The sequence below is a fragment of the Brevundimonas sp. genome (assembly GCF_032017145.1).
GTDB lineage: Bacteria > Pseudomonadota > Alphaproteobacteria > Caulobacterales > Caulobacteraceae > Brevundimonas.
This window is the reverse complement of the sequence record NZ_DALZQC010000009.1, coordinates 19,536-42,987: the sequence shown is the minus strand read 5'-3', so window position 1 is coordinate 42,987 and position 23,452 is coordinate 19,536. Positions and strand designations below refer to the sequence as shown.

At 62.1% G+C, this 23,452-nt stretch carries 15 protein-coding genes and 1 pseudogene; 9 read left to right on the top strand and 7 right to left on the bottom strand.

Features of this window, described 5'->3' with window-relative positions; translation table 11 throughout:
* Positions 1-52: 52 nt before the first annotated feature.
* The 4 genes from RTU05_RS03010 to RTU05_RS02995 all read left to right on the top strand — a co-directional run bounded on the left by RTU05_RS03010 (position 53) and on the right by RTU05_RS02995 (position 8,393).
* Complete coding sequence (locus RTU05_RS03010) at positions 53-1,060, top strand: tetratricopeptide repeat protein (RefSeq protein ID WP_312595554.1); 1,008 nt, start codon at positions 53-55, stop codon at positions 1,058-1,060.
* Positions 1,057-6,240: a glycosyltransferase gene (locus RTU05_RS03005; RefSeq protein ID WP_312595552.1), complete on the top strand. Its 5,184-nt coding sequence runs from the start codon at positions 1,057-1,059 to the stop codon at positions 6,238-6,240. The genes RTU05_RS03010 and RTU05_RS03005 overlap by 4 nt, the downstream gene beginning before the upstream one ends.
* A 117-nt stretch (positions 6,241-6,357) precedes the next feature.
* Positions 6,358-7,353, top strand: a complete 996-nt coding sequence (locus RTU05_RS03000) for a WcbI family polysaccharide biosynthesis putative acetyltransferase (RefSeq protein ID WP_312595550.1) — start codon at positions 6,358-6,360, stop codon at positions 7,351-7,353.
* Positions 7,350-8,393 carry a GSCFA domain-containing protein gene (locus tag RTU05_RS02995; protein WP_312595548.1) on the top strand — a complete coding sequence of 348 codons (1,044 nt, stop codon included), beginning with the start codon at positions 7,350-7,352 and terminating at the stop codon, positions 8,391-8,393. The genes RTU05_RS03000 and RTU05_RS02995 overlap by 4 nt, the downstream gene beginning before the upstream one ends.
* A 142-nt stretch (positions 8,394-8,535) precedes the next feature.
* Here the strand turns inward: RTU05_RS02995 and RTU05_RS18280 are convergent.
* From RTU05_RS18280 to putA, 7 genes and pseudogenes are all read right to left on the bottom strand, one after another.
* A pseudogene (locus RTU05_RS18280) lies at positions 8,536-8,749 on the bottom strand (transposase); the annotation flags it as partial.
* A gap of 164 nt (positions 8,750-8,913) precedes the next feature.
* The gene (locus RTU05_RS02985) at positions 8,914-9,744 is read right to left on the bottom strand and encodes a hypothetical protein (RefSeq protein WP_312595544.1); all 831 of its coding nucleotides are present in this window, start codon (positions 9,742-9,744) and stop codon (positions 8,914-8,916) included.
* Positions 9,741-10,415 carry an ABC transporter ATP-binding protein gene (locus tag RTU05_RS02980; RefSeq protein WP_312595542.1) on the bottom strand — a complete coding sequence of 225 codons (675 nt, stop codon included), beginning with the start codon at positions 10,413-10,415 and terminating at the stop codon, positions 9,741-9,743. Before RTU05_RS02980 ends, RTU05_RS02985 begins: the two co-directional genes overlap by 4 nt.
* Positions 10,415-11,575, bottom strand: coding sequence for a chain-length determining protein (locus RTU05_RS02975; RefSeq protein ID WP_312595540.1), 1,161 nt, complete (start codon positions 11,573-11,575; stop codon positions 10,415-10,417). Before RTU05_RS02975 ends, RTU05_RS02980 begins: the two co-directional genes overlap by 1 nt.
* Before the next feature lie 30 nt (positions 11,576-11,605).
* Positions 11,606-12,433 (bottom strand): ABC transporter permease, encoded by an 828-nt coding sequence (locus tag RTU05_RS02970; RefSeq protein ID WP_312595538.1) that lies wholly within the window; start codon positions 12,431-12,433, stop codon positions 11,606-11,608.
* Positions 12,434-12,458: 25 nt separating this feature from the next.
* Positions 12,459-13,751, bottom strand: a complete 1,293-nt coding sequence (locus RTU05_RS02965; RefSeq protein WP_312595536.1) for a glycosyltransferase family 1 protein — start codon at positions 13,749-13,751, stop codon at positions 12,459-12,461.
* A 95-nt stretch (positions 13,752-13,846) separates the two neighbouring features.
* Positions 13,847-16,978 carry a bifunctional proline dehydrogenase/L-glutamate gamma-semialdehyde dehydrogenase PutA gene (putA, locus tag RTU05_RS02960; RefSeq protein ID WP_312595534.1) on the bottom strand — a complete coding sequence of 1,044 codons (3,132 nt, stop codon included), beginning with the start codon at positions 16,976-16,978 and terminating at the stop codon, positions 13,847-13,849.
* 109 nt (positions 16,979-17,087) lie between these two features.
* On the opposite strand from putA, the gene RTU05_RS02955 reads away from it, so the two are divergent.
* From RTU05_RS02955 to RTU05_RS02935, 5 genes are all read left to right on the top strand, one after another.
* On the top strand, positions 17,088-17,549 hold the full coding sequence (locus RTU05_RS02955) for an Lrp/AsnC ligand binding domain-containing protein (RefSeq protein ID WP_312595532.1): 462 nt from the start codon (positions 17,088-17,090) through the stop codon (positions 17,547-17,549).
* Between the two features lie 73 nt (positions 17,550-17,622).
* Positions 17,623-18,383, top strand: a protein-coding gene (locus RTU05_RS02950) for an IS5 family transposase (protein WP_312595530.1) whose coding sequence is annotated in 2 segments (ribosomal slippage) — positions 17,623-17,950 and positions 17,950-18,383 — 762 coding nt in all. Because the reading frame shifts where the segments join, the coding sequence is not laid out codon by codon here.
* 133 nt (positions 18,384-18,516) lie between these two features.
* Complete coding sequence (locus RTU05_RS02945) at positions 18,517-20,733, top strand: AGE family epimerase/isomerase (protein ID WP_312595528.1); 2,217 nt, start codon at positions 18,517-18,519, stop codon at positions 20,731-20,733.
* A gap of 92 nt (positions 20,734-20,825) precedes the next feature.
* A complete protein-coding gene (locus RTU05_RS02940; protein WP_312595526.1) occupies positions 20,826-21,911 on the top strand; it encodes a glycosyltransferase family 1 protein in 1,086 nt (361 codons plus the stop codon).
* Between the two features lie 38 nt (positions 21,912-21,949).
* A complete protein-coding gene (locus RTU05_RS02935) occupies positions 21,950-23,449 on the top strand; it encodes a phosphomannomutase/phosphoglucomutase (RefSeq protein WP_312491179.1) in 1,500 nt (499 codons plus the stop codon).
* Positions 23,450-23,452: the final 3 nt, after the last annotated feature.

Below are 23,452 nucleotides of genomic sequence, written 5' to 3'. Positions count from 1 at the left end.
ATTAAGGACCGTTAAGGTCAATTGGACTTCGCCTATATCTATCCGGTTTACAATGAACGATCCTGTCCGCGGATACCTCCTTCGGCGGTCGGCGAAGAAAGCCGGCAAGAACCAAAACTGGGCCAGAGCAGCCTTGATTTACGAGGCTTTGCGTCGAACGGGTGCCGCTCGCCCATCCGACGTTGTTCGTCACGCCCACGCGACAGAAGCGGCTGGGCGCAAGGACGCCGCGGAGCAACTTCATCGCAACAATATCTGCCTGTTCCCTCTCGAACCCAATGTTCACAGGCAGAGCGCTCTCTTTCTGTTGCGGCACCAGAAGGAGCCCGAAGCGGTCCTGGCGTTTTCAAGAGCGCTCGTGCTGGCTCCAGCCAACGAGGTTTTGAAGGCGGACCTGGAGCGTCTCGGGGTTGGAGAAGACCGCATTTCCGCTGTCGCTGTGGCGGCGTTTCATGCCGCCCCACCGCCCCAGCCGGCGCGGCCGGGGAAATTGGCTAAATTCCGCGCTCGCCGCGCCGCTAAGACAGCCAAAGCGCTTCGCCAATCTGGAGACTGGAACAGCGCCCTCGCCGCCCAAACGAAGGTCCTGGCACACAATCCTCACAATGCGTTCGCCCAAATCAGGCTCGGACATGTGCTCAAGGCCCTCAACCGGCTTCAAGAAGCCGAAACAGCTTATTGGAAGGGCGTCGCCCTAGCCCCCCAGGATGCTGTCGGATATCTTCAGCTCGGCCATGGCCTGAAGCTTCAACGCGGCTTGAACGGCGCCTTGCCGGCCTATTTGATGGCGCAGAAGCTAGAACCCAGCCTCATCGAGGCTGGAGGCGCGGCCAACGAGAGCGACCTGCCCGAACAGGACCGCGCCCGTTTGGCGGACGCCTTGGCAAGCGCAAACGTCAAGGCGATCCTGACGTTCAAGAGCGATGAAGACGCATCGGAATCGAGCGCTGCCCCCTCAAGGCGCATATCGGCGACGCAACGCCCGACGCCGATGATCATCAACGTATGCGCCACCGCCATTGCTGGCGACATCGCGCGCGCTGTAGGAGCGAACCTGTGAGAATTGCGATTGATCTGCAGGCTTGCCAGAACGGCAGCCACGGTCGCGGCATTGGTCGTTACGCCCTTTCCATGGCTCGTGCGCTTGTGCGTAACGGCAGGGACCGACACAGCTTCCGCATCCTGTTGTCCGACAGGTTTCCCGCGCGGATAGCCTCTGTCCGTGAAGCGTTCTCGGACCTGCTGGACCCTTCGGACATCGTCGTTTGCAGCGTCCCGGAACGGGTCGAGAGCGCTCAGATGGATTTCGCATGGCGCACCCGCGCCGCCGAGGTCGTTTGGGCTGATTTCGTCGCCGGCTTTAACCCTGACGCCTATTTCACGCCGAGCCTGTTCGAGGGCTTCTGGGACGACGCCGTCACGTCCATCGAACCCGCCCCCTATCTCCGTGGCGCTACGGTCCACGATCTGATCCCGCTCGCCGATCCGGATTTCTACTTGGTCGGCGAAGGCAGCAAGCGTGCCTATGCTCGCAAGATCAACGCCCTGAGACGTTGCGACTTCCTGTTTTCGGTGTCGGAGTTTTCAAAGCGAGACGTCGTCGATCGCCTGGGGATCGCGGCCGAAAAAATATTCGTCATGCCGCTGGGCGTCGAGGACGAATTCTGTCCTGGCGAAGTGTCGGACGACCGCCGACAGGCGCTGTTGCGCAAGTTCAGGCTCAAGGGACGGTTCATCATCAATACCAGCCCGTTCGAGGCCAGGAAAAACATACCGGGCCTGATCGCCGGCTTCGCCAACGTGTCCCGTGACCTGAGAAAGAACACCCAACTCGTCATTGCCGGCAAGATGAGCGAGCACGACCGCAACGAGATTGCGGCCATCGCCTCGGCGGAAGGCCTGACGAACAGCGACGTGGTCTTGCCGGGCTTTGTCAGCGACGAAGACCTGATCGACCTTTATCGCATGTGCGAAGTGATGGTCTTCCCACCGTTCAGCGAGGGCTTCGGGCTGCCGCCTCTGGAGGCCATGGCCTGCGGCGCGGCGGTGCTGGCGTCTTCGGCGACCAGCGTGCCCGAGGTGGTCGGGCGCCGTGACGTCCTGTTCGACCCGACTGATCCAGGCGACATCGGGCGTGCGATCACCAGTGTGTTGGCGAACCCGTCTTATCGCGACGAGTTGCGCATCTTCGGTCCCCAACAAGCTTCGACATTCTCGTGGGACCGCTCGGCTACGGCCATTCTGGATGTGTTCGAAAAGGCCGGCCGAAGACAGCAGGCCGAGGTTCCCCTTTCGCCGTCGCGCGCGCCGGTCAAACTGGCTGTGGTGGCGACGGGCGGCATACCTCACAGCCGCGAAAGCATCCTGGTCAAGGACTACGTCCGCCGGCTCTCCATCGCCTATGATGTCACGCTGTTCCAGATCGACGGCGATCTCGGCCGGGACGTCTCCATACCGCTTGAACGACGTCCGCTGGAGGATTTCATCGTCCATGGCGGCGGTTTCGACAGAGCCCTTTACATAATCGACAGTGGCCGCGTCGATGTGGCGCTACCGGTCATGTCCGCGCGGCCCGGCAGTCTGATCCTCTATGAGGCGCTCGCTCCGACCGACGCTCGGCGCCTGTCGGATAGCCAGATCGCCGATTTGCGGGCGACAGGCGGTATGCGTGCTGTTGCGGAAGGTCAGGCCGGCGGCGGCTGGAAACAGGGAGCGGCTGCGGCGGCGCTCGCGCATGGCTTGGCGGTCGAAGGCGATTCCGATCTCGCCGGAACTGGGGGCGTCGCCACCGTGACCCCCAGGATCACCCGCCTGCCGATCAATACCTGCCTGGATTTTCGTCGCGCACGCGGCATTCCCGTCGAAGTCGATCTTTGGCTGGCGTTCGCTTCCGATGACGACGCCGCCGCTCGCATCCTTCAGTATTTCCGTCAGAATCGCCAAGCCGCGAAGAACGGCGTTTGGCTGGTGCTCGTCGCCGCGCTGAGTGGGATGAAAGAAGGCGCGCTCCAAGGACGTGTCTATAGAATGCCCGGCGGCTTTACGGGGCCTTACCTCGAAGCTATGAGCGCAGCCTCCGCCATCCTAGTTGACGACACGCTACCCGCGAAGGTGCGTGACCGGCTGCACGACGATGCACGTGTACTTGGCTTGGCGAAAATTTCGTCGAATTGCGTTCTAGAAAACGTCGCGCCAGCGTCGACGGATGGCGACATTCCATGGTCGCCCGCAGAAGATCTGGCGTTTCTCGCGTCGATCCAGGTGATGCTCGATCGCGCGCCGTCGCCGCTTGCGGCGTCGCCTGAGCTACTCGCCCGCCTTCCTGGCTTAGCTGGAGACCGCCGCCCCGAATCGCAGGATTTGAAGGATGTCGGGTCGGCTGTTGCGCTCAACGCCGAACGTGATCGTGCGGGTGGAGTTCTGATCGATGTGACGGCCGCGCTTCGCGAAACCCCCACCGGCATGACGGGCGTCACGAGACGCTTCCTGCGTGGGCTTCTGGCCTCGCCTCATGACGTGCAGTTCGTCGCAACGGATGGCGAAACCTACTATGCCGCAGGCGCCTTCATGGCTGCCTTGATGGGCGTTTCCGCCTTCCACGACGAAGCGCTGACGACCAGAACGGATGACGTTCTTGTGGCTGTCGATCTTCTCGACGGCGATACGGCGTGCACCGTAGTCGGTGCGATGGGCGTAACGCATATTCATGCGCAAGTCGCTGACCTCGTTTTCGAACGTCCGGACCTCAACGCGCTGATCGCCGACGCACTCGTGGAAGCAGCGGCGAACGAGGCCCCGAAGACGGGCCTCAAGATCGAAACGCCTTTGATCTCTCGACGGATCGAACGTGGCGTCGTTCATCTGGGACTTGGAACACATACGCTTCTGGGCGCCGCAGGCAGCTCGGGCCTGAAAGCGGCGACGGTTCTGGCCGAGGCGATCGCTGCGCCGACCGCACGCGTCGACAGCCGCCTCGATACCTCCTTCACAGTTCAGGGCCACGTGTGGGGATCCTACAGCCTGGCGATCGTGAACCGGCGCATCGCAGCCGTTCTGAACGAGACCTATCCAGGCCGTGTGGATTTCTCGCCGGTCGAAACGACGCCCGTCACCGACCTTTCGAAGGTTCCGGATGAAGATCGCCCCCTGGTACAGGCGCTGACGGCGCCCGCCCGGCATGCCAGGGTTCATGCCACCATCACTCAGCACTATCCCATCCAGCCGCCGCTGAATCGCGCCGACATCGGAATGGCGCTCGTGGCTTGGGAAGAAAGCCATCTTCCGCCAGCCATGACGGAAACACTGAACGGCGCCTTCGACGGCGCACTTGCCCAGGTTCGCACCGTACAGAAGGCGCTTGTGGACTCCGGCGTTTGGATTCCTTCGGTCTTGACCGGGCTACCCGCCGAGATTTCCCACTATGAAGGTGTCTGCAAACGACGGGGGCCGGCGAAGACCTTCCTGCATGTTTCTTCCTGCTTCCCACGCAAGGGCGTGGACGTGCTTCTCGATGCCTGGGGCAAGGCGTTCACGACGCGGGACAAGGTCAAACTGGTCATCAAGACCTTCCCCAATCCCCACAACACGGTGCAGGATCAGGTGTGGGATCTGTCGCGACGCTATCCGAACATGGCGCCGATTCAGATCCTGAACCGGGACATGGACCGCGACGAGCTCGTCGATCTGTTCCGCGACGCCGATGTCATGGTTCTGCCCACCCGCGGAGAGGGCTACAATCTGCCCGCCCTGGAAGCCATGGCGGCAGGACTGCCCTTGATCGTGACTGGGCATGGCGGCCATCGCGACTTCTGTGGTCCGGCTGAGGCCCGCCTGCTGGATTATGACTTCGTCCTGTCAGGCAGCCATGTGCGCGAGACCGTCTCCTACTGGGCCAACCCTTCGGTCGATGATCTGGTCGAGGCTCTTCGCGAGCAAACCCAGGCGGACCAACAGCCGATCATTGAGGCGCGACGCCAGCGCGCCGTGGCGAGCGCCAAGCGGGCGGTCGATCCCAAGCGATGGAGCCGAACCGTCGCGGACTTCGCGCAGTCGCTTGTCGGTCCCGTCGAGCGCTCGCCGGTCCGCACCAGTTGGGTATCCACCTGGGCGGTGCGATGCGGCATCGCCGAATATTCGCGGTTCCTGCTTGAGCAAACCTCTCCCGAATGGCGCAATGTCATCGAGGTGGTGGCGGATGATCGAACGGAAATCTCGCGTGATCTTGTCGATCACAGGCTTGCCTGGAATGTCAGCTGGGACTTTTCGCCGGAACGGCTGCTTGAGGACATCGATAGGTCAAATCCAGAAGCCGTCGTCATTCAGCATCAGGATGGGCTGATATTCTGGGGCCGGCTGGCGGAGCTTGCGAATGATCGCCGGATGTTGGCTCGCGTATCCGTTGTGACGCTTCATACAGTGCGGAGCCTGGATGCTCTTCCCGAGGCCGAGCGACTGCACGTCCTTGAGGCGCTCGGCCGTTTCGATCGAATCCTGGTGCACACGGTCGGCGATCTGAACGATCTCAAACGCCTCGGTCTGATCGAGAACGTCGCCCTGTTCCCGCACGGCGCCCTGCGACCCAGCGGGCCGGCGCCTGTCGTCCGCACCCTGAACGACGGTTCCGCCCCGGTGATCGGATGCCATGGCTTCTTCTTCGATCACAAACGGATCGACCACCTGATCCGCGCGGCTGGGACACTGAAACATCGCTGGCCGAACCTGCGGCTGCGGCTTGTTAATGCGCAGTTCCCCAGCCCCATCTCCGGAGCCGCAATCGCTGCCGCCAAGGCGGTCGCCGATGAGACCGGAATGAGCGGTTCCATCGACTGGCATACGGACTTCCTGCCAGTGGATGAAATCCAGAACCTGCTTGCGAGCTGCGACCTGTTGGTCCTGCCCTATGACGAGACAGGCGATTCCGTTAGCGGCGCCGTGCGGGTCGCCATGAGCAGCCAGGTTCCGACGCTAACGACGCCAGTCAAGATCTTTTCGGATCTCGGCGACGCCGTCGCCTCAGTTCCGACCAATGCGCCAGAGATACTTGCCGATGCTATAGAGAGACTTCTGGACGCACCGGACCGCCGCGCGGAGCTTCAGGGGCGAATGCAGGGCTGGCTGGAGATTCATGATTGGAAGCGGATGACCGCCAATCTAGAGGGCATGGTCAAAGCGCTTGCCTACGGCCGCCGGCGAGAGATGCGGCAGCGCCTCCAAGATGAGGCGAACCCATTTATGGAGTGATGGGGAACCAATGTGACGCGGCCACCTTTTGTCGGCTCATGGCTTCGCTACTTATGAAACACCCCGCCATCGCCTCGATCGACAATCAATTCACTCCTATCGACTGAAGTATGTCGCATGATCGAGTTTCCAAGAGTCTTCAAGGTCGCCGCCAAACGCGTGAAGGCGTATCGCCGCAAGCGACAGGGCGTAGCCCCGCAAGCCATCATCGACAACGAACAGTCCAGGCTGCCCGGCGAGACCCCGAAATGTCGCTCTCAATTTGCCGAACGCTGGCTGCTGATGTCGAATTGCCAGACCCACGGCCTCGCCAGTGCGCTTCAAATGGTGAATCCCGAATTCAGCGTTACGCCGATTGACCTCTGGACGGCCGTTGGCGATCCTGAAAGAACTCGGCGAACCGCGCTGGAGGGTGGATACACCAGGGTTCTGGTCTCTCCGGAGATTGAAGAGGCAGGCGTCGTTCTTACAGGGGCTCCCAACTTGACGCGCATTCCTCGCGTCGTCTTCACCGCCTTTCATCCCGACTGCGTCTATGCCTTGAGCGAGGGCAAACAGGTGAAGGGCCCGCTCGACGCCTATCACTCGATGATCCTCATCGCCGCGCACCGGCGCGGCCTGAGCGTTGATGACGCCCAACGCCTGTTCAACGGCGCCTTCTTCGAGCAGTCGGGGTATATGGACTACTGGGTTCCGCAGAGGGATCGTCTCGTCGCCGACTATGCCCACTTCGGCCTGGACATCAGCGCGGGTATTCGACGCTGGGGCCGGACATCGTCCTTCATGCATACGATCGATCACCCCAAGATGATCTGCCTCTACGACATCGCGCGCGCCATCTTCCGCTCGATGGGCGTGCCGGACATCGGCTCTCAAGACCTCATGCCGCCGGACAATCTTTCGAACGGGGTCTCGTTCGCCGTCTATCCCGAGATTGGCGAGATGCTGGGCGTGCCCGGCGGATACCGCTTCAAACGCTTCAACGACTACCACCACATCGGTCTGGAACAGCTGATCGCCGAGAGCTACAGCGCCTACGACCGTCTGCCTGACATCCAGCCCGATCCCGGCTCGATGCCGGCCTTCGACCGCGTTCTTGAGGCCATCGGATGAGCAATCCCTACAAGGGCCTGCCGGATCACCAGTTCTGGCGGCGTGGCGTATCGGGCGTCGAACATCACCGGCTGGATCCGATCGTGGAGCCGCGTTTCCGCATCGCCAAGGACGACCGCGTCGCCACTGCCGGCAGCTGCTTCGCCCAGCACATCTCGAACCGGCTGAGCAAGACCGGCTTCAACTATTTCGTCACGGAGGATGGGGCGGACCTGACGCCCGACGAGCGCAAACGCCGCAACTTCGGCGTCTTCTCGGCCCGGTTCGGCAACCTCTACACCACGGCCCAGCTGCGGCAGCTGTTCCAGGAAGCCTTCGACCAGCGCACCCCGGACGACGCAGCCTTTGAACGACCCGACGGCCGCTTCATCGATCCGTTCCGCCCGCAGATCGAACCCGACGGCCACGCCACGATCGAGGATGTCGTCCAGGCCCGTCGCGCGCATCTGGACGCCGTGCGCCGGATGTTCCTGGACTGCGACGTCTTCATCTTCACCCTGGGCCTGACCGAGGCCTGGCGGTCCATGACGGACCAGTCGGTCTATCCGATCGCGCCGGGAGTGGTAGGCGGCGCCTTCGATCCCGCGCGTCATGCCTTCGTCAACTTCGACCTGGCGGCGGTCGAGGCCGATCTGGAGGCCTTCCTGGCGCACCTGAAACAGGTCAATCCAGGCGTTCGAGTGTTATTGACGGTCTCGCCCGTGCCTCTGATCGCCACCTATGAGAACCGTCACGTCCTAGTGTCCACCACCTACAGCAAGTCAGTACTGCGCGTCGCCGCCGAACAGGTCATGCGCCACTACGGCTGGGTCGATTACTTCCCCTCCTACGAGATCATCACCGGCAGCTATGCCGGCGGCCTGTATTATGAAGACGACTTCCGCGAGGTGAATACGCTAGGCGTCGCCCACGCCATGCGCTGCTTCCTGCGCAACTATACAGAAGGCGGCACCCGCCAGGACGCCGACGCCGCCCACATCGCCGCCGCCCGCACCACTGACATCGTCTGCGACGAGGAAGCGATCGCCGCTACGATCTAGAGCATTTTCCGCTTAGTCTGCATCGTATCAAGCGGCGTCGAAGTAGCTGTAGCAATCGCGGGATTGGTAGGTCTGAATGACGCGGGCGATGCGTCCCATACTAGGTCGATCGACCGGGCCAGCGGCTTTAGGAGCAGAGCCTCGCGCTTGGCGAAGGCGTTCTCGATCGGGTTTAGGTCTGGAATGTGGGGCGGCAGGGACATCAGCCGCGCGCCGACGGCCTCAATGGCATCCTGAGCCGGGGCGCTCTCGTGGGAGGCGAGGTTGTCCATGATCACGACGTCGCCGAGCTTCAGGTTCGGGGCGAGCACCTGCTGGACATAGGCGAGGAAGCATGCCCCGTTCATAGGTCCGTCCAGGCCATGGGTAGTCATGCTAGTCAGCCTCGCGGCGCATGGAACGGGCGAAATAAAGCGGCGCCCACATCTTCTGCGGTTCACCACTGAACGGCGGCGCGGCGCTTGACACCAAAGCACCACGCCCGCCTCAATGCCTTGCTGACAGGTTCACCTGCCAAGTCCTATGATACGCGCTGGACAATCGCACCGTGCAAGGTCATCTGGCCATGGAAAGCGCCCTCTAGCAGCAGCAGGCGGACTTCAGTCGCGGCGTGCGTCGGCCACTCGTGTTCCAGAGTAATCTCGTAGATGCCGCTTCTTCCGGGGGAGAAGTCATGCTCGGCGTATGACTCGCTGCCGCCCCATTGGATTTGATAGGGCTTTTGAGCGGCGTCAGCGTCAAAGGACAGGCGAACGGTGACGCGCCACACGCCCCGCGTCAGAAAGACATATGGACCATAGATGGCCAAGCGAGGACGGCCTGTGATGTCCAGCACGCCAGCCTCGTCCGGGCCGCCCCCGCCTTTGGCGTAGCTAAAGATTTCGGGCGACCATTCGGCTGATCCCTGATTCAGAAAGGCCAATGCGTTCTGAAAATGGAGTTCAAGCGCGGATGGCGACCTCGAACCTGTATTCAACGCCGGAAGGTCAGCGAACGGCGCCGGAAGGCTTGCGTCAACAGAGCTGAAGCGGCCGTCAAAATCGTGCGCTGCCGCGATCTTTCGCGTAGCATCAAGGACGCGGAATGGAATGTCGGCAGGCGCGCAATCCGTAAGATCGACAAACGGCAGCAGATCCAGCACCGTGGTGTTCGCCGCGCTAGCACCGACCAAACGGGCGAAGTCAAGATCAGAGGTCAGGACAATATCGTCAGGCGTTACCTGCTCATCTCCAGCCACGACTTCGACTACGGACAGGCCTTGCGCCTGTGCATGACTGCGTAAAACGGAGCGCCAGGTTTCCAGGTTCTGCGTGGGCGGCAAAACGAACCAACGAATCTCGTCGTTCGTCATGCTGCTCTCAGCCAAGTGTAGACATCCACGGCCTCGGCCACGTCGGTGAACATCTTGGCCCGACCGCTTTCGATGATCAAAGCCGTGTCGCAATAGCCGGCGACGAGACCGACATCATGGGAGGCCATCAGGAACGCACGATTAGCTCGGCGTTCGAATAGTTCCTCCTGACACTTGCGTTGGAAACGGGCATCGCCAACGGCGACAAGTTCATCGATCAAATAGCAATCGAACTCGATCGCCAGCGACAGCCCGAACGCCAAACGCGCCCGCATGCCCGAAGAATAGTGCTTCACAGGACGGAGTAGCGCGGAACCCAACTCGGCGAAATCGTCCACTCGCTCGCGCATCTCATGGTAGTCGCGTTCGTACAGGCGCGACAAAAAGCGGATGTTGTCCAAGCCAGACAAACTGCCCTGAAAGCCACCGCTGAAACCGATCGGCCACGACGAAGACATGCGCCAATCGATACGCCCTTCGGAGGGCCGATCGACGCCACCTAGCATTCTGATCAGGGACGACTTGCCTTGGCCATTGCGGCCAAGCACGGCAAGTCGGCCGTCACGGTTAAGTGAAAAGGACAGATTGGTGAACAAAGGCTTGGTCGTGCCGAGAAAGGTTCGACTGAGATTCTCGACACGAAGCCCCGCGCCGGCTTCCTGCATGGTCATCAGTCTTGCCGATGCTCGCGCATGCCGGCCCACACCAGCCATCCGATTCCATAAAGCAGCAGCGACGTCGCCAACACCACCAGAACGGAGATCAAGCGCCGGGGCTCACTGGAGCGATCCGGCAGGCTAGGGTTCACAATACGCTCAAGATATAATTTCTGGCGTCGCGCTTCCTGTTCCGCCGCCAGCAAGGCCGTGCTGGATTGGGTGAGTTCACGGTCCGCCAACTCGCGCTGCAGCATCAGATCTTCGTATGCGCCCAGCTTCCCGGCAAGGGAATTGGACGAGCCGGCGATCTTGGCTCGCTCCATTTCGATCTGCCGCTCATAGGCCGCAATCCTGTTGTCCAGGGGTGCCAATTGGGGACTTTGAGGTGCGCCAGTCGCCAGTTGCGCCCGCTCCGCTCGAAGAGTTGCGACCGTCGCCAGAAGATTGCCGATCAGTTGACCGCCTTCCGTTGCGGATCGCGCGGGGTCAATGAACTGTTCCTGATTGCGGAATGTCGTCAACCGCGCCTGTGCGGACGCCAGTTGAAGCCGCGCTTCGTCGCGAGCCGTGCGCGCATCGCGGACGGCGTCGGCGGCGGCACGGTCATTGAGGCGATTCACCAAGCGCTCGCCGCCATTCAAGAGCGCTTCGGCCAAGCCCTGGGCGTCCTTCGGAGCGAAACCCTGTACTCTCAGCGTGCTGATCCCTGTGCTAGAGTTGTAGCCTATGGTGACGAATCGAGAGAGCGCCGCGTCTAGCGACTTACCGGAATGATCCTCGCCCAGTCTTGGCCAGCCGCTGAGAACATCGGCACCGCGAGGCTTCAACATAGCCTCAAGGTTGAACTGTCGCTGAAGGTCGCGGATACCGTCTTGAGATAGAGCGTATTCATGTACAGCAAACGCATCCGTCGAAGTGGACGATATCCCCACGCCCTGCAGCGCAAATCCTAGCGAGCTCGGCTGTGGCTGATTAGCAGCCCGAACGATAAAGCGCGCTTCCGACACGTAGCGTGGCGAAGCGATTAGAAAAAAATAGATCGCTGCCACCAAGGTGGGCGCGACGACCACCACGAGAAAGGCCAGTGGAAAGGCTCGCCACCAAGGCTGCGCCTTGGGTCCAGCAAGCAAGTCTGGCAATGGCCCGACATAGTTTAGCTTGGGATCGTTCATCGTTTCACTACCGGAAATTCAAACTATGCATCATTCGGACTCGATGTGATCGCGTGCCGTAGCGATCAGCAGCAAGCCGATGACGTTGAAGACGACCGCCCATCCCAGAGGGTAAAGCAGCGAATAATGCGTTGGGACAAATTCACCGAAAACCCCAGCCCGTGTCATCTCGATGCAATGAACGAACGGGATCATCAGATAGTATTTCTGCACTGAAGACGGAAACCAAGCCACCATCGCGAAGGCGCCGGACAGGGGGATCATCAAATACCCCACCAATCCCGTAATGCGTTCGACGACATCATACCGCATCGACAGGCCCGTTAAGATCATCGCAAATCCAGCAGACAGAAACGCCAGCAAACACCACCCATAGTAAAGTAATAGATAATTATGGGGTAAATCCACCTGACCAACAGCAAACAAAACCATATACACAACAAAATAAGCGGCGGTGGCGCCGCCAAACTCCATCAATATCCGCGAAGACATGATGTGCAACGGCTTCACCGGACGATGGTAAAGCAAACCAACATTGGCCTGAAGAGCGACTGTAAGGTAGCTGATGAAGTGTCGAATTAAGATTATGGAGAGGTAGCCCGTCATGACGAACGGCGCCAATCGGACGCCATGCTCGTAGCTGGGCTTGGTGACGCTCCAAAGTATCATCACCCCAAACGTGAAGATCAAAGGTTCGCCGATCAGCCAAGCGAAACCAAGCCCCTCACGTCCGAATCGCGTAATCACCTCACGCATCAACAGCGCCTTGACGATCCGCGCATTCCGGCTCGCCCATGCCCAGAGGGCGATGGGTGATGGCCGTCCCGATCGTTGCCGTCGAAGCGCTGGGTTACTCATGGGCACGCAAACAGTGAGAGAAGAATTAGCCATACGACGCCGAAGGCGTAACGCCAACGGCTGAATAGGCTTCGAGAAGCCGGGCCTGATAAGCTTCTCGGCTGAACCTGGCCGCCTGCCGCCTTCCACGGACTTCAAGATCGCTACGAAGCGCCTCATCGGCGTCAAGCGCCCTTATGCCCCTAGCGATGGCCTGAACATCATAGGGATCGACGACCAGCGCCGCGTCGCCCGCGACTTCCGGCAGCGCACCACCCGTTGAAGTGAGCACTGCGGTGGAAAGAGCCATTGCTTCCAAAACAGGAAGACCGAACCCCTCATAAAGGGACGGGAACAAAACGCCCTTCGCCCCACGGATCAAGTTATTGAGCATGGAAAAGGACATGTAGTCGTATTGGCGAATACGGTCCGCGTTCGGCCCACCATCGCGTTTGACCTGCTGGAGCAGGCCAACTTCACCCTCGTCTAGCCAAGCTCGCCCCCCAATCAGCACCAAAGGCGCTTCGACGCCAGAAGCCAGATACGCCTCCACGATCCTGCCGAGGTTCTTCTTGGGTTCAACGGCGCCGAAATGGAGAAAATAGCTTTTCCATCCCAACCCGAAGACACCCTCGATTTCCAGGGCGACGTCCGACTTATTGCGCAGGGTTGCTGGCTCGGGGATTTGCACCGACTGATAGGTATTGGTCACCCGGCGCTCATCAACACCCAGCAGCCTCACGACATCCTGCCGGGTCGTTTCGGACACGACAACGATATGGTCCGCACGAGAAGCGACCTCCAGGCTCATCGCCATATAGCGGGCCTTGTCCCCAAGCGTGGTGTGAGGAAGACGAAGTGGAATGAGGTCGTGGAAGGTGTAGATATTCGGCCGGCCCGGCGCATGGATGGGAAGCGGCGCCGTCCAATGCATCAGATCGGGCGCCGGGACCTCACTCGCCGCCTTGAATGTCAGAGGCGTCAGCTTGCCGTATTTTTGGAAGCATCGATTCGATCTGACAAACAGATCCTGAGCGGCCCAAAGATGCCCTGCGGGCGGCTGAGCGCCGGAAGGCCAGATCACTTCTCCAGAGGGAACGATCGGATAGGCCGTCCGCCCGAAGCGAGACAGCAGGGTCTGCTGGAAACGCTGAACTCGACGTCGTCGATTGTCTTGAAGAGCCGGCCGTCGAGCATCGACCAGTAGCGCTTCGTTCAGGACATTCGACGGCTTCCTACCCGATGCCGGGCCATAGAGAACCTGCGTGTCGATCCCGACGCCCTCGGCAGCCTCCAGCAAATTACGGCCATAGGTCGCTATGCCGGACCCCTTGGGCATGGCCAGGTTGAAACCGTCGATACAGATCGATGTCATTGATATCCTGCAGCAGTCCATGACCATGGACGCCAGCCGATTGCTTGGGTCAACCCCGGCTACAGGTTCAGCAGCGCCGGATCCCCACCCTGCGCGGCGATGTTGACGCTGATGGCCTTCTCGGCGGCATAGCGGATCAGGCTGTTCGGCCCGCCCGCCTTGGGGCCGGTGCCTGACAAGCCTTCACCGCCGAACGGCTGAACGCCGACGACCGCACCAGTGATCGAACGGTTCACATAGACGTTGCCGGCGGGGACCAGATCGACGACTTCGGCGGCGAAGGCTTCGATGCGGCTGTGAATGCCCAGGGTCAGGCCGTAGCCGCGCGCGGCCAGCTTGCCGGCGACCGATTTCAGGTCGGACGGGGCGTAGCGATAGATGTGCAAAATGGGGCCGAAGACTTCGCGTTCGAGGAAGTCGGGCGTAGGGATTTCGGCGATGGTAGGGGCGAACAGGTCGCCCTTTTCAGAGCCTAGCGGCAGGTCGGCGCGGGCGATGATCTTGGCGTCCCGCGCCAGGCGTTCGACGTGGGCTTCCAGGGCGCGGCGCGATTCCGGGTCGATGACGGGGCCGATGTCGGTCTTGGGATCGGCGGGGTCGGCGACGGTCTGGACGGCTAGGGCGCCCTTCAGGCCCTCGATCAGGGCGTCAGCCGAATCCTTGGGCACGTAGAGGACGCGCAAGGCCGAGCAGCGCTGACCGGCCGAGCCGAAGGCCGACTGGATCACGTCGTCGATCACCTGTTCCTTCAGCGCCGTGGTGTCGATGAACATGCCGTTCAGGCCGCCGGTCTCGGCGATGAAGGGGATGATGGCGCCGGGGCGGGCGGCGATGGAGCGGTTGATGGCGGCGGCCGTATCCGTGCCGCCGGTGAAGGCGACGCCGTCGATCCCGGGGTGGGTGACGAGGGCTGCGCCGACCGTCTCGCCGCGGCCGGGAACCAGGGCCAGCAGGTCAGGGGTCAGGCCGGCCTTGTGATACAGGCGCACGGCCTCGGCGGCGATCAGCGGCGTCTGTTCGGCGGGCTTGGCCAGGACGGCGTTGCCGGCGGCGAGAGCGGCGGCGATCTGGCCTGTGAAGATGGCCAGGGGGAAGTTCCACGGGCTGATGCAGGCGAAGACGCCGCGCCCGTGCAGTAACAGCTGGTTGGTCTCGCCGGCCGGGCCCTTCAGGGTTTCGGGAGCGGTGAAGTCGCGTTCGGCCAGCAGGGCGTAGTAGCGGCAGAAGTCGGCGGCCTCGCGCACCTCGGCGACGCCGTCGTTCAGGGTCTTGCCCGCCTCGCGGCTGAGCAGGGCGACCAGGCGGTCCAGATCGGCTTCAAGCGCATCGGCCATGGCGCGAAGAACGACGGCGCGTTTGGCGCCGCCTTGACGGTCCCATTGAACCTGGGCGTTGGCTGCGGCTTCGACGGCGGCGTCGATGTCGGCCGCCTCGGCTTCGGAGACATGGCCCAGCACCTGCGACCGGTCGAACGGATTGGTCACGGCCTGGGCGTCGATCCCGGCGCGTAGCTTGCCGCCGATGATCGGGCCGGAGGTCAGCTTTTCACGATCGACCCCTTCCAGCGCCTTGGCGTGGGCTTCGCGGTCTGCGGCCTGGGAATAGTCGCGGCCGAGGGAGTTCTGACGATCACCGTACATGTCTTGCGGAACCGGAATCTTGGGGTGACGGTCGGGCGCTTGCTCGACCAGGGAAATGGGATCCGCCGCGACCGCCGAGGCGGGCACGCGCTCGTCCAGCAGGGCGTGGACGAAGGAGGAGTTGGCGCCGTTTTCCAGCAGACGCCGGACCAGATAGGGCAGCAGTTCCTCGTGTCCGCCGACGGGGGCATAGGCGCGGACGATGACGGTCTCATCTGCCCAGGCTTCATGTGCGGCGTCGTACAGGGCTTCGCCCATGCCGTGCAGGCGCTGGTGCTCGACCGTCACGCCCTGATCACGCGCCATGCGGCGCACGGCGGCCAGGGTGTGGGCGTTGTGGCTGGCGAACTGGGAATAGATGGCCGGCGCCGCTTCGATCATGGCCTTGGCGCAGACCAGATAGTTCAGGTCGGTCGCCGCCTTGGTGGTGAAGACCGGATAGTCGGTGCGGCCGAAGACCTGGGCGCGCTTGATCTCGGTGTCCCAATAGGCGCCCTTGACCAGTCGCACCATCAGCCGGCGGCCCGAGCGGCGCGCCAGTTCGGCGACGCGCTCGATCGTTTCCAGACCACGCTTCTGATAGGCCTGAACCGCCAGGCCCAGGCCGGTCCAGCCGCCCAGGCTGGGCTCATGCGCCAGCCGGTCCAGCAGTTTCAGCGACAGGGCCAGACGGTCCGCCTCTTCAGCGTCCATCGTATAGTTGATGTCGTATTGGGCCGCGATCTGGGCCAGGCGCAGGATGCGGGGATAGAGGGTCGCCCAGACGTCGTCCTCGTGCGTCGCCTCATAGCGGGGCGACAAGGCCGACAGTTTCACCGATACGCCGTGGCCGTGCTCGGGGCCTTCGCTCTGGGAGGTCTTGCCCACGGCCTCGATGGCGTCGGCATAGATCTTTTCATAGCGGTCTGCGTCGGCGACCGTGCGGGCGCCCTCGCCCAGCATGTCGAAGCTGCACAACCAGCCTTCCTTGTTCGACCGTTTGAGCGCGCCTTGGATAGTGCGGCCGACCACGAACTGCTCGCCCATGATCTTGACGGCGGTCGCCACCGCTTGGCGGATGACCGGCTCGCCCAGACGGCCCGCGATCCGCTTCAGGAAGCCTGGCAGGTCGCTGCGCGCCTCCTCGTCCACGTCCACCAGCTTCCCAGTCAGCATCAGGCCCCAGGTCGAGGCGTTGACGAACAGGCTGTCGGACTGGCCCAGATGGCTGGCCCAATCGGCCGAGCCGATCTTCTCGGCGATCAGCCGGTCGCGGGTTTCCTCGTCCGGCACCCGCAGCAGGGCTTCGGCGAGGCACATCAGGGCCAGACCCTCGCGGGTGCCAAGGCTGAACTGCTGCAGGAAGCTCTCGACCACCCCCTGTTTCTTCTGGCTGCGGCGGGCGTGTTCGACCAGGGCGGTGGCTTCCGCGACCACGGCGGCGCGCTCAGCGGCGTCCAGTGGCATGCGGGCCAGGTTGGCGGCGACGGCTTCACGCTCATCGCGGAACTTGTGCGCGTCCAGACCGTCCCAAGCGGCCAGGCTCGACGGCGTGAAGGCGGGGGTGGTCATCGGCGACAAATCCTGTGGATTTCAGGCGTATATGCCGGAGTGCATTGAAGGTGCTTCGTATGATACGAACTCGCGCCGAAGATCGTTCGGTTCAGAGATCTGATTTCCGATGATCGACATCGACGCCGTCGACCGCCGCATCCTCAGGGTGCTCCAGACCGACGCCCGCATCTCCAACGCCGAGTTGGCGCGGCGGTGCAACCTGTCGCCCGCCGCCTGTTTCGAACGGGTCAAACGGCTGCGCGAAAAAAGGATCATCACCGGCTACGCCGCCATGATCGACCCGACCCAGGTGGGCCGCGACCTGCTGATCTTCGTCGAGGTACTGCTGGACCGCACCACCGGCGACGTCTTCGAAGCCTTCGCCGCCGCCGTGCGCAGCCAGCCGGAAGTGCTGGAATGCCACATGGTCGCCGGCGGCTTCGACTATCTGATCAAGGCCCGCGTCGGCGACATGGACGCCTACCGCGCCTTCCTCGGCGACGTGCTGGTGCGGATGCCGGGGGTGCGGGAGACGCGGACCTATGCGGTGCTGGAAGAGGTCAAATCGACGACGGTGCTGCCTCTTTGACTAGGGCGTAGTGACGATTTAGGATTCCCGAACTGACGCGCTTCTGATTCAACGCTTCTCTTTGGAGGCGTTGATGGAAGGCGAAGTTCTTCGGGACGATCAGTGGGCGCGGATTGAGCCGTTCGTGCCGGGCGGTCGCAAGGGCAAGCGGGGTCCGCGCAGCAACGGTCGCCTGTTCGTGGACGCCTTGTTGTGGATGGCGCGGTCGGGTGGGCGCTGGCGCGATCTGCCGGAGCGGTTCGGTCCCTATCAGACGGCCAAGCGGCGGTATTATCGCTGGATCGAGATGGGGGTCCTGACCCGTCTGTTCGAGGCTGTGGTGGCGGAACCCGATCTGGAATGGGTCATGCTGGACGCCACCGTCATCCGGGCCCACGCCCAGGCCGCCGGCGCGCGGCGTAAAAGGGGGGACCGGACGCCCAGGCGCTTGGCCGGTCTCGCGGCGGCTTCGGAACCAAGATCCACGTCTGCGTAGATGCGCTGGGCCTGCCGGTCCGCATCCTGCTGGGGCCGGGCCAGCAGAACGACATGGCGCCCGCCGTCGATCTGATCGACGGCATCGCCGCCGACTACGTCCTCGCCGACAAAGCCTATGACGCCGACCGGCTCTATCGCAAGATCATCGATCAGGGCGGCGATCCCGTCGTGCCGCCCCGACGCCACCGCAAACGACAGCACGCCTACGACAAGGCTCTCTACAAAGAGCGCAACCGCGTCGAACGCTTCTTCAGCCGCATCAAGCACTTCCGCCGCATCGCTACCCGATACGACAAGCTGGCGGCCACCTTCATGGGCTTCGTAACCCTCGCCGCCATCATGCTCTGGCTCAAATAGCTAAATGGTCACCGCCACCTAGAAGCGTCAAACCAAGTGACGGGTCGCGCAACTGTGGCTCATTCAGCAGGTGACGCGACAGCAAAGCTCGCGTAGTAGGCGCTCTCGGTCAAGAAATGGCAGCTCTAAGAATATGGCAACGCTTTACCCGGTCATCATGTGCGGCGGTTCAGGTACGCGTTTGTGGCCTGCATCACGGCCTTCTCTGCCGAAGCAGTTCATCCCGTTGGCGGGAAACCGGTCACTGTTTCAAGAGACGGCTGAAAGAGTGGTGTCTTTGGCGGCGGGAGCTGATCTCATCGTCGTCGCCGGGCTATCGCATCGCGATGCCATTCGGTCCCAACTTGACGAGATCGGGATATCGGCAACCATAATTTTGGAGCCTGAAGGTCGGGATTCTGCAGCCGCTATGGCCGCTGCCGCCCTGTGGACGACCCGCAAAGATCCTGACGCGATCAATCTGTTTGTCGCTTCTGATCACCACATCCCCCACGGAGAAGAGTTCAGGGACGCGGTTCGCGAAGCCGTTGTCGGCGCTGAAGATGGACGCATCGTTACATTGGGCGTCGTGCCGACCGAACCGTCGTCGGCCTACGGATATATTGCGCCAGAAGGCTCTGGCTTGTCGGCAGTCGCCGCTTTTGTTGAAAAGCCCGACGCTTCGACGGCGCAGCGCTATATCTTCGAGGGGTACCTCTGGAACAGCGGCAACTTCATCGTTCAGTCCAAGGTCCTCGTTCAAGAAATAACAGACCGCGCCGCCGCCGTCGCGGAAGCCGTAGAGGGCGCATTGAAAAGCGCAGTGCAGGATGACGCATACATCCTGCTGGGCTCAGAGTTCAAACTGTCTCCGAAAATCTCGATAGATTATGCGGTAATGGAGAAAACCAACCTCGCCGCAGTGCTGCCGGTACGTTTCGCTTGGACCGACCTCGGCGCGTGGGATTCCGTGCACGCCTCAGGCGAGGGCAATGTCGGCCTACATGTCCTGGAGGACTCAGAGGGCTGTCTGATCAGAGCCTGCGATGGCGTAATGGTCGCCGCGATTGGCTTGCGGGACGTCGGAATTGTTGTAGAGCGCGATGCGGTCTTGGTGACCGATCTTCGAAAAAGCCAAGATGTGAAGAAGGTTGTCGATCGCCTTCGAAACCTCTCTCCTCAACATTTGGATTTTCCGCCCCTTCCGGAGCCGGAAGGGCTGAAAGACGGTGCGGTCAGGTTGACCAACTGGCTGCGGCAGGCCGCGCTGCCGGTTTGGTCCGGTTTGGGCCAGGACGCTACGGGGGCTTTTGAAGAAGTTCTGGCGCTCGACGGCCGGCACGTCTCCGCGCCGCGCCGCGCCCGCGTCCAGGCGAGGCAGTTGCAGGTCTATGCGGAAGCAGGATTGCAGGGCTGGCAGGGCCCGTGGAAGACTGTAATTTCAAAGGGTCTTGAGCGACTTAGGTCACTCTACCTGCGTCCTGACGGGCTGATGCGGACGCTTCTTGCAGCCGACGGCTCGCCGATGGACGAGACCGCGATGGTTTATGATCAAGCGTTCCTGATCTTCGCTCTCGCACGCGCTTCGGTTGCAACCGGAGACCCCGCACTGGAAGTCGATGCGGCTGCCGTCAGAGAAGAAATACTTAAGCGCGCGGATGCTGTTGGCGGCGTGATGGAAAGTGGGGCCCACCCGTATCAATCAAACGCTCATATGCATTTGTTGGAGTCCGCTCTCGCTTGGGAAGAAGCAAACGGCGACGCGGCATGGGGACGTCTCGCTGACCGCATTGTAGACCTCGCTCGAACCCGATTCATTGATCCCCACTCCGGATATTTGCTCGAGTTCTTCCAGAAGGACTGGTCTCCGGCAGCAGGAGAAGACGGGCGTTTGGTCGAGCCGGGACATCAGTTCGAGTGGGCTTGGCTATTGGCAAGGCATGGCCGCAATAGGCGCGATGAATCCGTCATTGCGGACGCCTGGAGACTTTATGAAGCGGGCCTGAAGGGTATCGACAGGAAGCGCAATATAGCCATAGACGCCATGAACACCGACGGCAGCGTGAGGAGCGGGAGATCCAGGCTCTGGCCCCAGACAGAATGGCTCAAGGCATCGCTTATACTGGCGTCATTAAATGATGACGGCAGACGCCTTCAATGTTTGGACCAGGCCGCCAATGCGCAGCGCGCGCTTTGGAAATATCTCACGCCGCAAGGGCTTTGGCACGACAAGCTCCTTGCAGCTGGCGAGTTCATCGACGAGCCAGCTCCTGCCAGTTCCTTCTATCACATCATGGCCGCTTACGTTCAGGCGAAAGAGACCCTGACCATACTGGAGCCTGATATCGCCCAGCCCTTGCGGCTGTTATAGGAGCCGGAGACATCGGAGACCGTCTCGCCTTCGTCATTCGAACCGTCTAGAAGTTCCGCCCCTACTCAACGGCTCAGGGTCCGCCCGCCTCAATGCGCATCGTTTTGGCCACCGACGCCTGGGAACCTCAGGTCAATGGCGTCGTCCGCACCCTGACCCGCACGGTCGCCGAATGCCGCGGCATGGGCCATGAGGTCGAGGTCATCGAACCCAGCTTGTTCAAGACCATTCCCTGCCCGACCTATCCGGAAATCAGGCTGGCGCTTGGGGCGGAGGAAGAAATTCGCGAAATGCTGCGCGCCTTCGAACCCGAAGCCGTTCATATCGCCACCGAAGGTCCGATCGGCATCGCCACGCGCCGTATCTGCGTGGAATGGAAGCTGCCGTTCACGACCAGCTATCATACCAAATTTCCCGAATATGTCTCGGCCCGTTTCCCGATCCCGGTCCAGGTCGGCTACGCCTATATGAAGTGGTTCCACAAGCCGTCGGGTCGGCTGATGGTGGCGACCCCTACCCTGCGCGACGAGCTGGTCGAACACGGGTTCAAGAACGTTTCCCCCTGGTCGCGCGGGGTGGATACGGATGTCTTCAACCCCGACCTGGAGCGCATCTACGATGAACTTGGGGGCAGGGACTGGCCCCGGCCCTTCTTCCTGAATGTGGGCCGTGTGGCGGTCGAGAAGAACATCGAATCCTTCCTTCAGCTCGACCTGCCCGGCACCAAGATCGTCGTAGGCGACGGACCCGCCCGCGCGGAGCTTCAGGAGAAATATCCCGAGGCCAAGTTCCTGGGCGCCCGGTTTGGCGACGAACTGGCTCGATGTTTCCGCGACGCGGATGTCTTCGTCTTCCCCAGCTGGACCGACACCTTCGGCCTGGTGATCCTGGAAGCCATGGCCGCCGGCACGCCGGTCGCAGCTTACCCAGCGCACGGCCCGATCGACATCATTCCCGGCTCGAACGCTGGAGCTATCGACAAGGACCTCAGGACCGCTTGCCTGGAGTGCCTCGAACTCGACCGCAAGGTCGTGCGCGCCTATGCGGAGAAGTTCAGCTGGCGCGCCTCAGCCGATCAGTTTGTCGAGAACCTGCAGCCCTATCCCGAGCCGGAGCGCGGCCGCTTCTGGCGCCGCCTGCGCCGCATCGCCCGTATTCGCAATCGCGCCGCAGCCTGATCGGCCGGCATCCATACCAACACAACCAAGGACTAACCATGCTTAAGCCCCGTCAGGACCTGAAGCCGAACACGGCTGCTTACGAAACCCAGGCGCTCGTTAAGCCCACCGGTTTCCGCGAATATGACGCGCGGTGGATCCTGGAAAAAGAGATCAACCTCCTCGGCATCCAGGCCCTGGGCCTCGGCCTGGCGACCTATGTCCACGAAATCGGCGTGCCGCCAAAGATCGTCACCGGCCATGATTTTCGCGGCTATAGCCTCAGCGTCAAACAGGCCCTGATCCTGGGCCTGCTGGAAGGCGGCATGGAGGTTCTGGACGTCGGCCTGGCCCTGTCGCCCATGGCCTATTTCGGTCAGTTCGAGTTGGACGCGCCTTGCGTCGCCATGGTCACCGCCAGCCACAACGAGAACGGCTGGACCGGCGTGAAGATGGGGGCGAACAAGCCCCTGACCTTCGGCCCCGAGGAAATGAGCCGGCTGAAAGAGATTGTGCTGAACGGCGAGGGCGTGGCCCGGCCGGGCGGCAAGCTGGTTCGGGTCGAGGACTTCCGCGAGACCTATGTCGCCGACGTCGCCTCCAAGGTTCAGATCAAGCGCCCGCTTAAGGTGGTCTGCGCCTGCGGCAACGGCACGGCCGGCGCCTTCGCGCCCGACGCTTTGCGCCGCATGGGCGTCGAGGTGATCGAGATGGACACCGACCTCGACTACAATTTCCCCAAATACAATCCGAACCCGGAAGATCACGCCATGCTGGTGCAGATGGCCCAGCGGGTGCGCGAGACGGGCGCCGATCTGGCGTTGGGCTTCGACGGCGACGGCGACCGCTGCGGCGTGGTGGACGACACGGGCGAAGAAATCTTCGCCGACAAGATCGGTCTGATGCTGGCCCGCGACCTGTCCAAGGTCTATCCGGACAGCACCTTCGTCGTCGATGTTAAGTCGACCGGTCTCTACAAGACCGATGAAATCCTCAAGGCCAATGGCGCCGAGGTGGTCTATTGGAAGACGGGTCACTCCTACATCAAGCGCAAGACCGCCGAACTGGGCGCCCTGGCCGGGTTCGAGAAGTCAGGCCACTTCTTCATGGCCGGCGACCTGGGCCACGGCTACGACGACGGCCTGGTCGCGGCCGGCGCGGTTCTGGCCATGCTGGACCGTAATCCGGGCAAGAAACTCAGTGAACTGAAAGCCGCCCTGCCGGACGCCTGGACCAGCCTGACCATGTCGCCCCATTGCGACGACGAGCTGAAATACGGGGTGCTGGAGCGGATCGTGAAGGAATATTCCGATCTGGCTGCAGCGGGCGGCGAGATTCTGGGCCGCAAGATCCTCGAGGCCATCACCGTCAACGGCGTGAGGGTGCATCTGGACGACGGATCCTGGGTCCTGGTCCGCGCCTCGTCGAACAAGCCGGAGCTGGTGGTCGTGGTCGAAAGCATGCGGTCGGAAGACGACATGCGCGATCTCTTCCGCAAGGAGATCAAACCCCGCCTTGCCGCCTATCCGGAAATCGGCGCCTTTAACCAGGAAATCTGAAAG

What these genes read in the sequence shown, in the direction of transcription:
- RTU05_RS03010 (WP_312595554.1), top strand. Translation starts at nt 53, where the DNA reads ATGAACGATCCTGTCCGCGGATACCTCCTTCGGCGGTCGGCGAAGAAA.
- RTU05_RS03000 (WP_312595550.1), top strand. Translation starts at nt 6,358, where the DNA reads ATGATCGAGTTTCCAAGAGTCTTCAAGGTCGCCGCCAAACGCGTGAAG.
- RTU05_RS02995 (WP_312595548.1), top strand. Translation starts at nt 7,350, where the DNA reads ATGAGCAATCCCTACAAGGGCCTGCCGGATCACCAGTTCTGGCGGCGT.
- RTU05_RS02985 (WP_312595544.1), bottom strand. Translation starts at nt 9,744, where the DNA reads ATGACGAACGACGAGATTCGTTGGTTCGTTTTGCCGCCCACGCAGAAC.
- RTU05_RS02980 (WP_312595542.1), bottom strand. Translation starts at nt 10,415, where the DNA reads ATGACCATGCAGGAAGCCGGCGCGGGGCTTCGTGTCGAGAATCTCAGT.
- RTU05_RS02975 (WP_312595540.1), bottom strand. Translation starts at nt 11,575, where the DNA reads ATGAACGATCCCAAGCTAAACTATGTCGGGCCATTGCCAGACTTGCTT.
- RTU05_RS02970 (WP_312595538.1), bottom strand. Translation starts at nt 12,433, where the DNA reads ATGAGTAACCCAGCGCTTCGACGGCAACGATCGGGACGGCCATCACCC.
- RTU05_RS02965 (WP_312595536.1), bottom strand. Translation starts at nt 13,751, where the DNA reads ATGCCCAAGGGGTCCGGCATAGCGACCTATGGCCGTAATTTGCTGGAG.
- putA (WP_312595534.1), bottom strand. Translation starts at nt 16,978, where the DNA reads ATGACCACCCCCGCCTTCACGCCGTCGAGCCTGGCCGCTTGGGACGGT.
- RTU05_RS02955 (WP_312595532.1), top strand. Translation starts at nt 17,088, where the DNA reads ATGATCGACATCGACGCCGTCGACCGCCGCATCCTCAGGGTGCTCCAG.
- RTU05_RS02945 (WP_312595528.1), top strand. Translation starts at nt 18,517, where the DNA reads ATGGCAACGCTTTACCCGGTCATCATGTGCGGCGGTTCAGGTACGCGT.
- RTU05_RS02940 (WP_312595526.1), top strand. Translation starts at nt 20,826, where the DNA reads ATGCGCATCGTTTTGGCCACCGACGCCTGGGAACCTCAGGTCAATGGC.
- RTU05_RS02935 (WP_312491179.1), top strand. Translation starts at nt 21,950, where the DNA reads ATGCTTAAGCCCCGTCAGGACCTGAAGCCGAACACGGCTGCTTACGAA.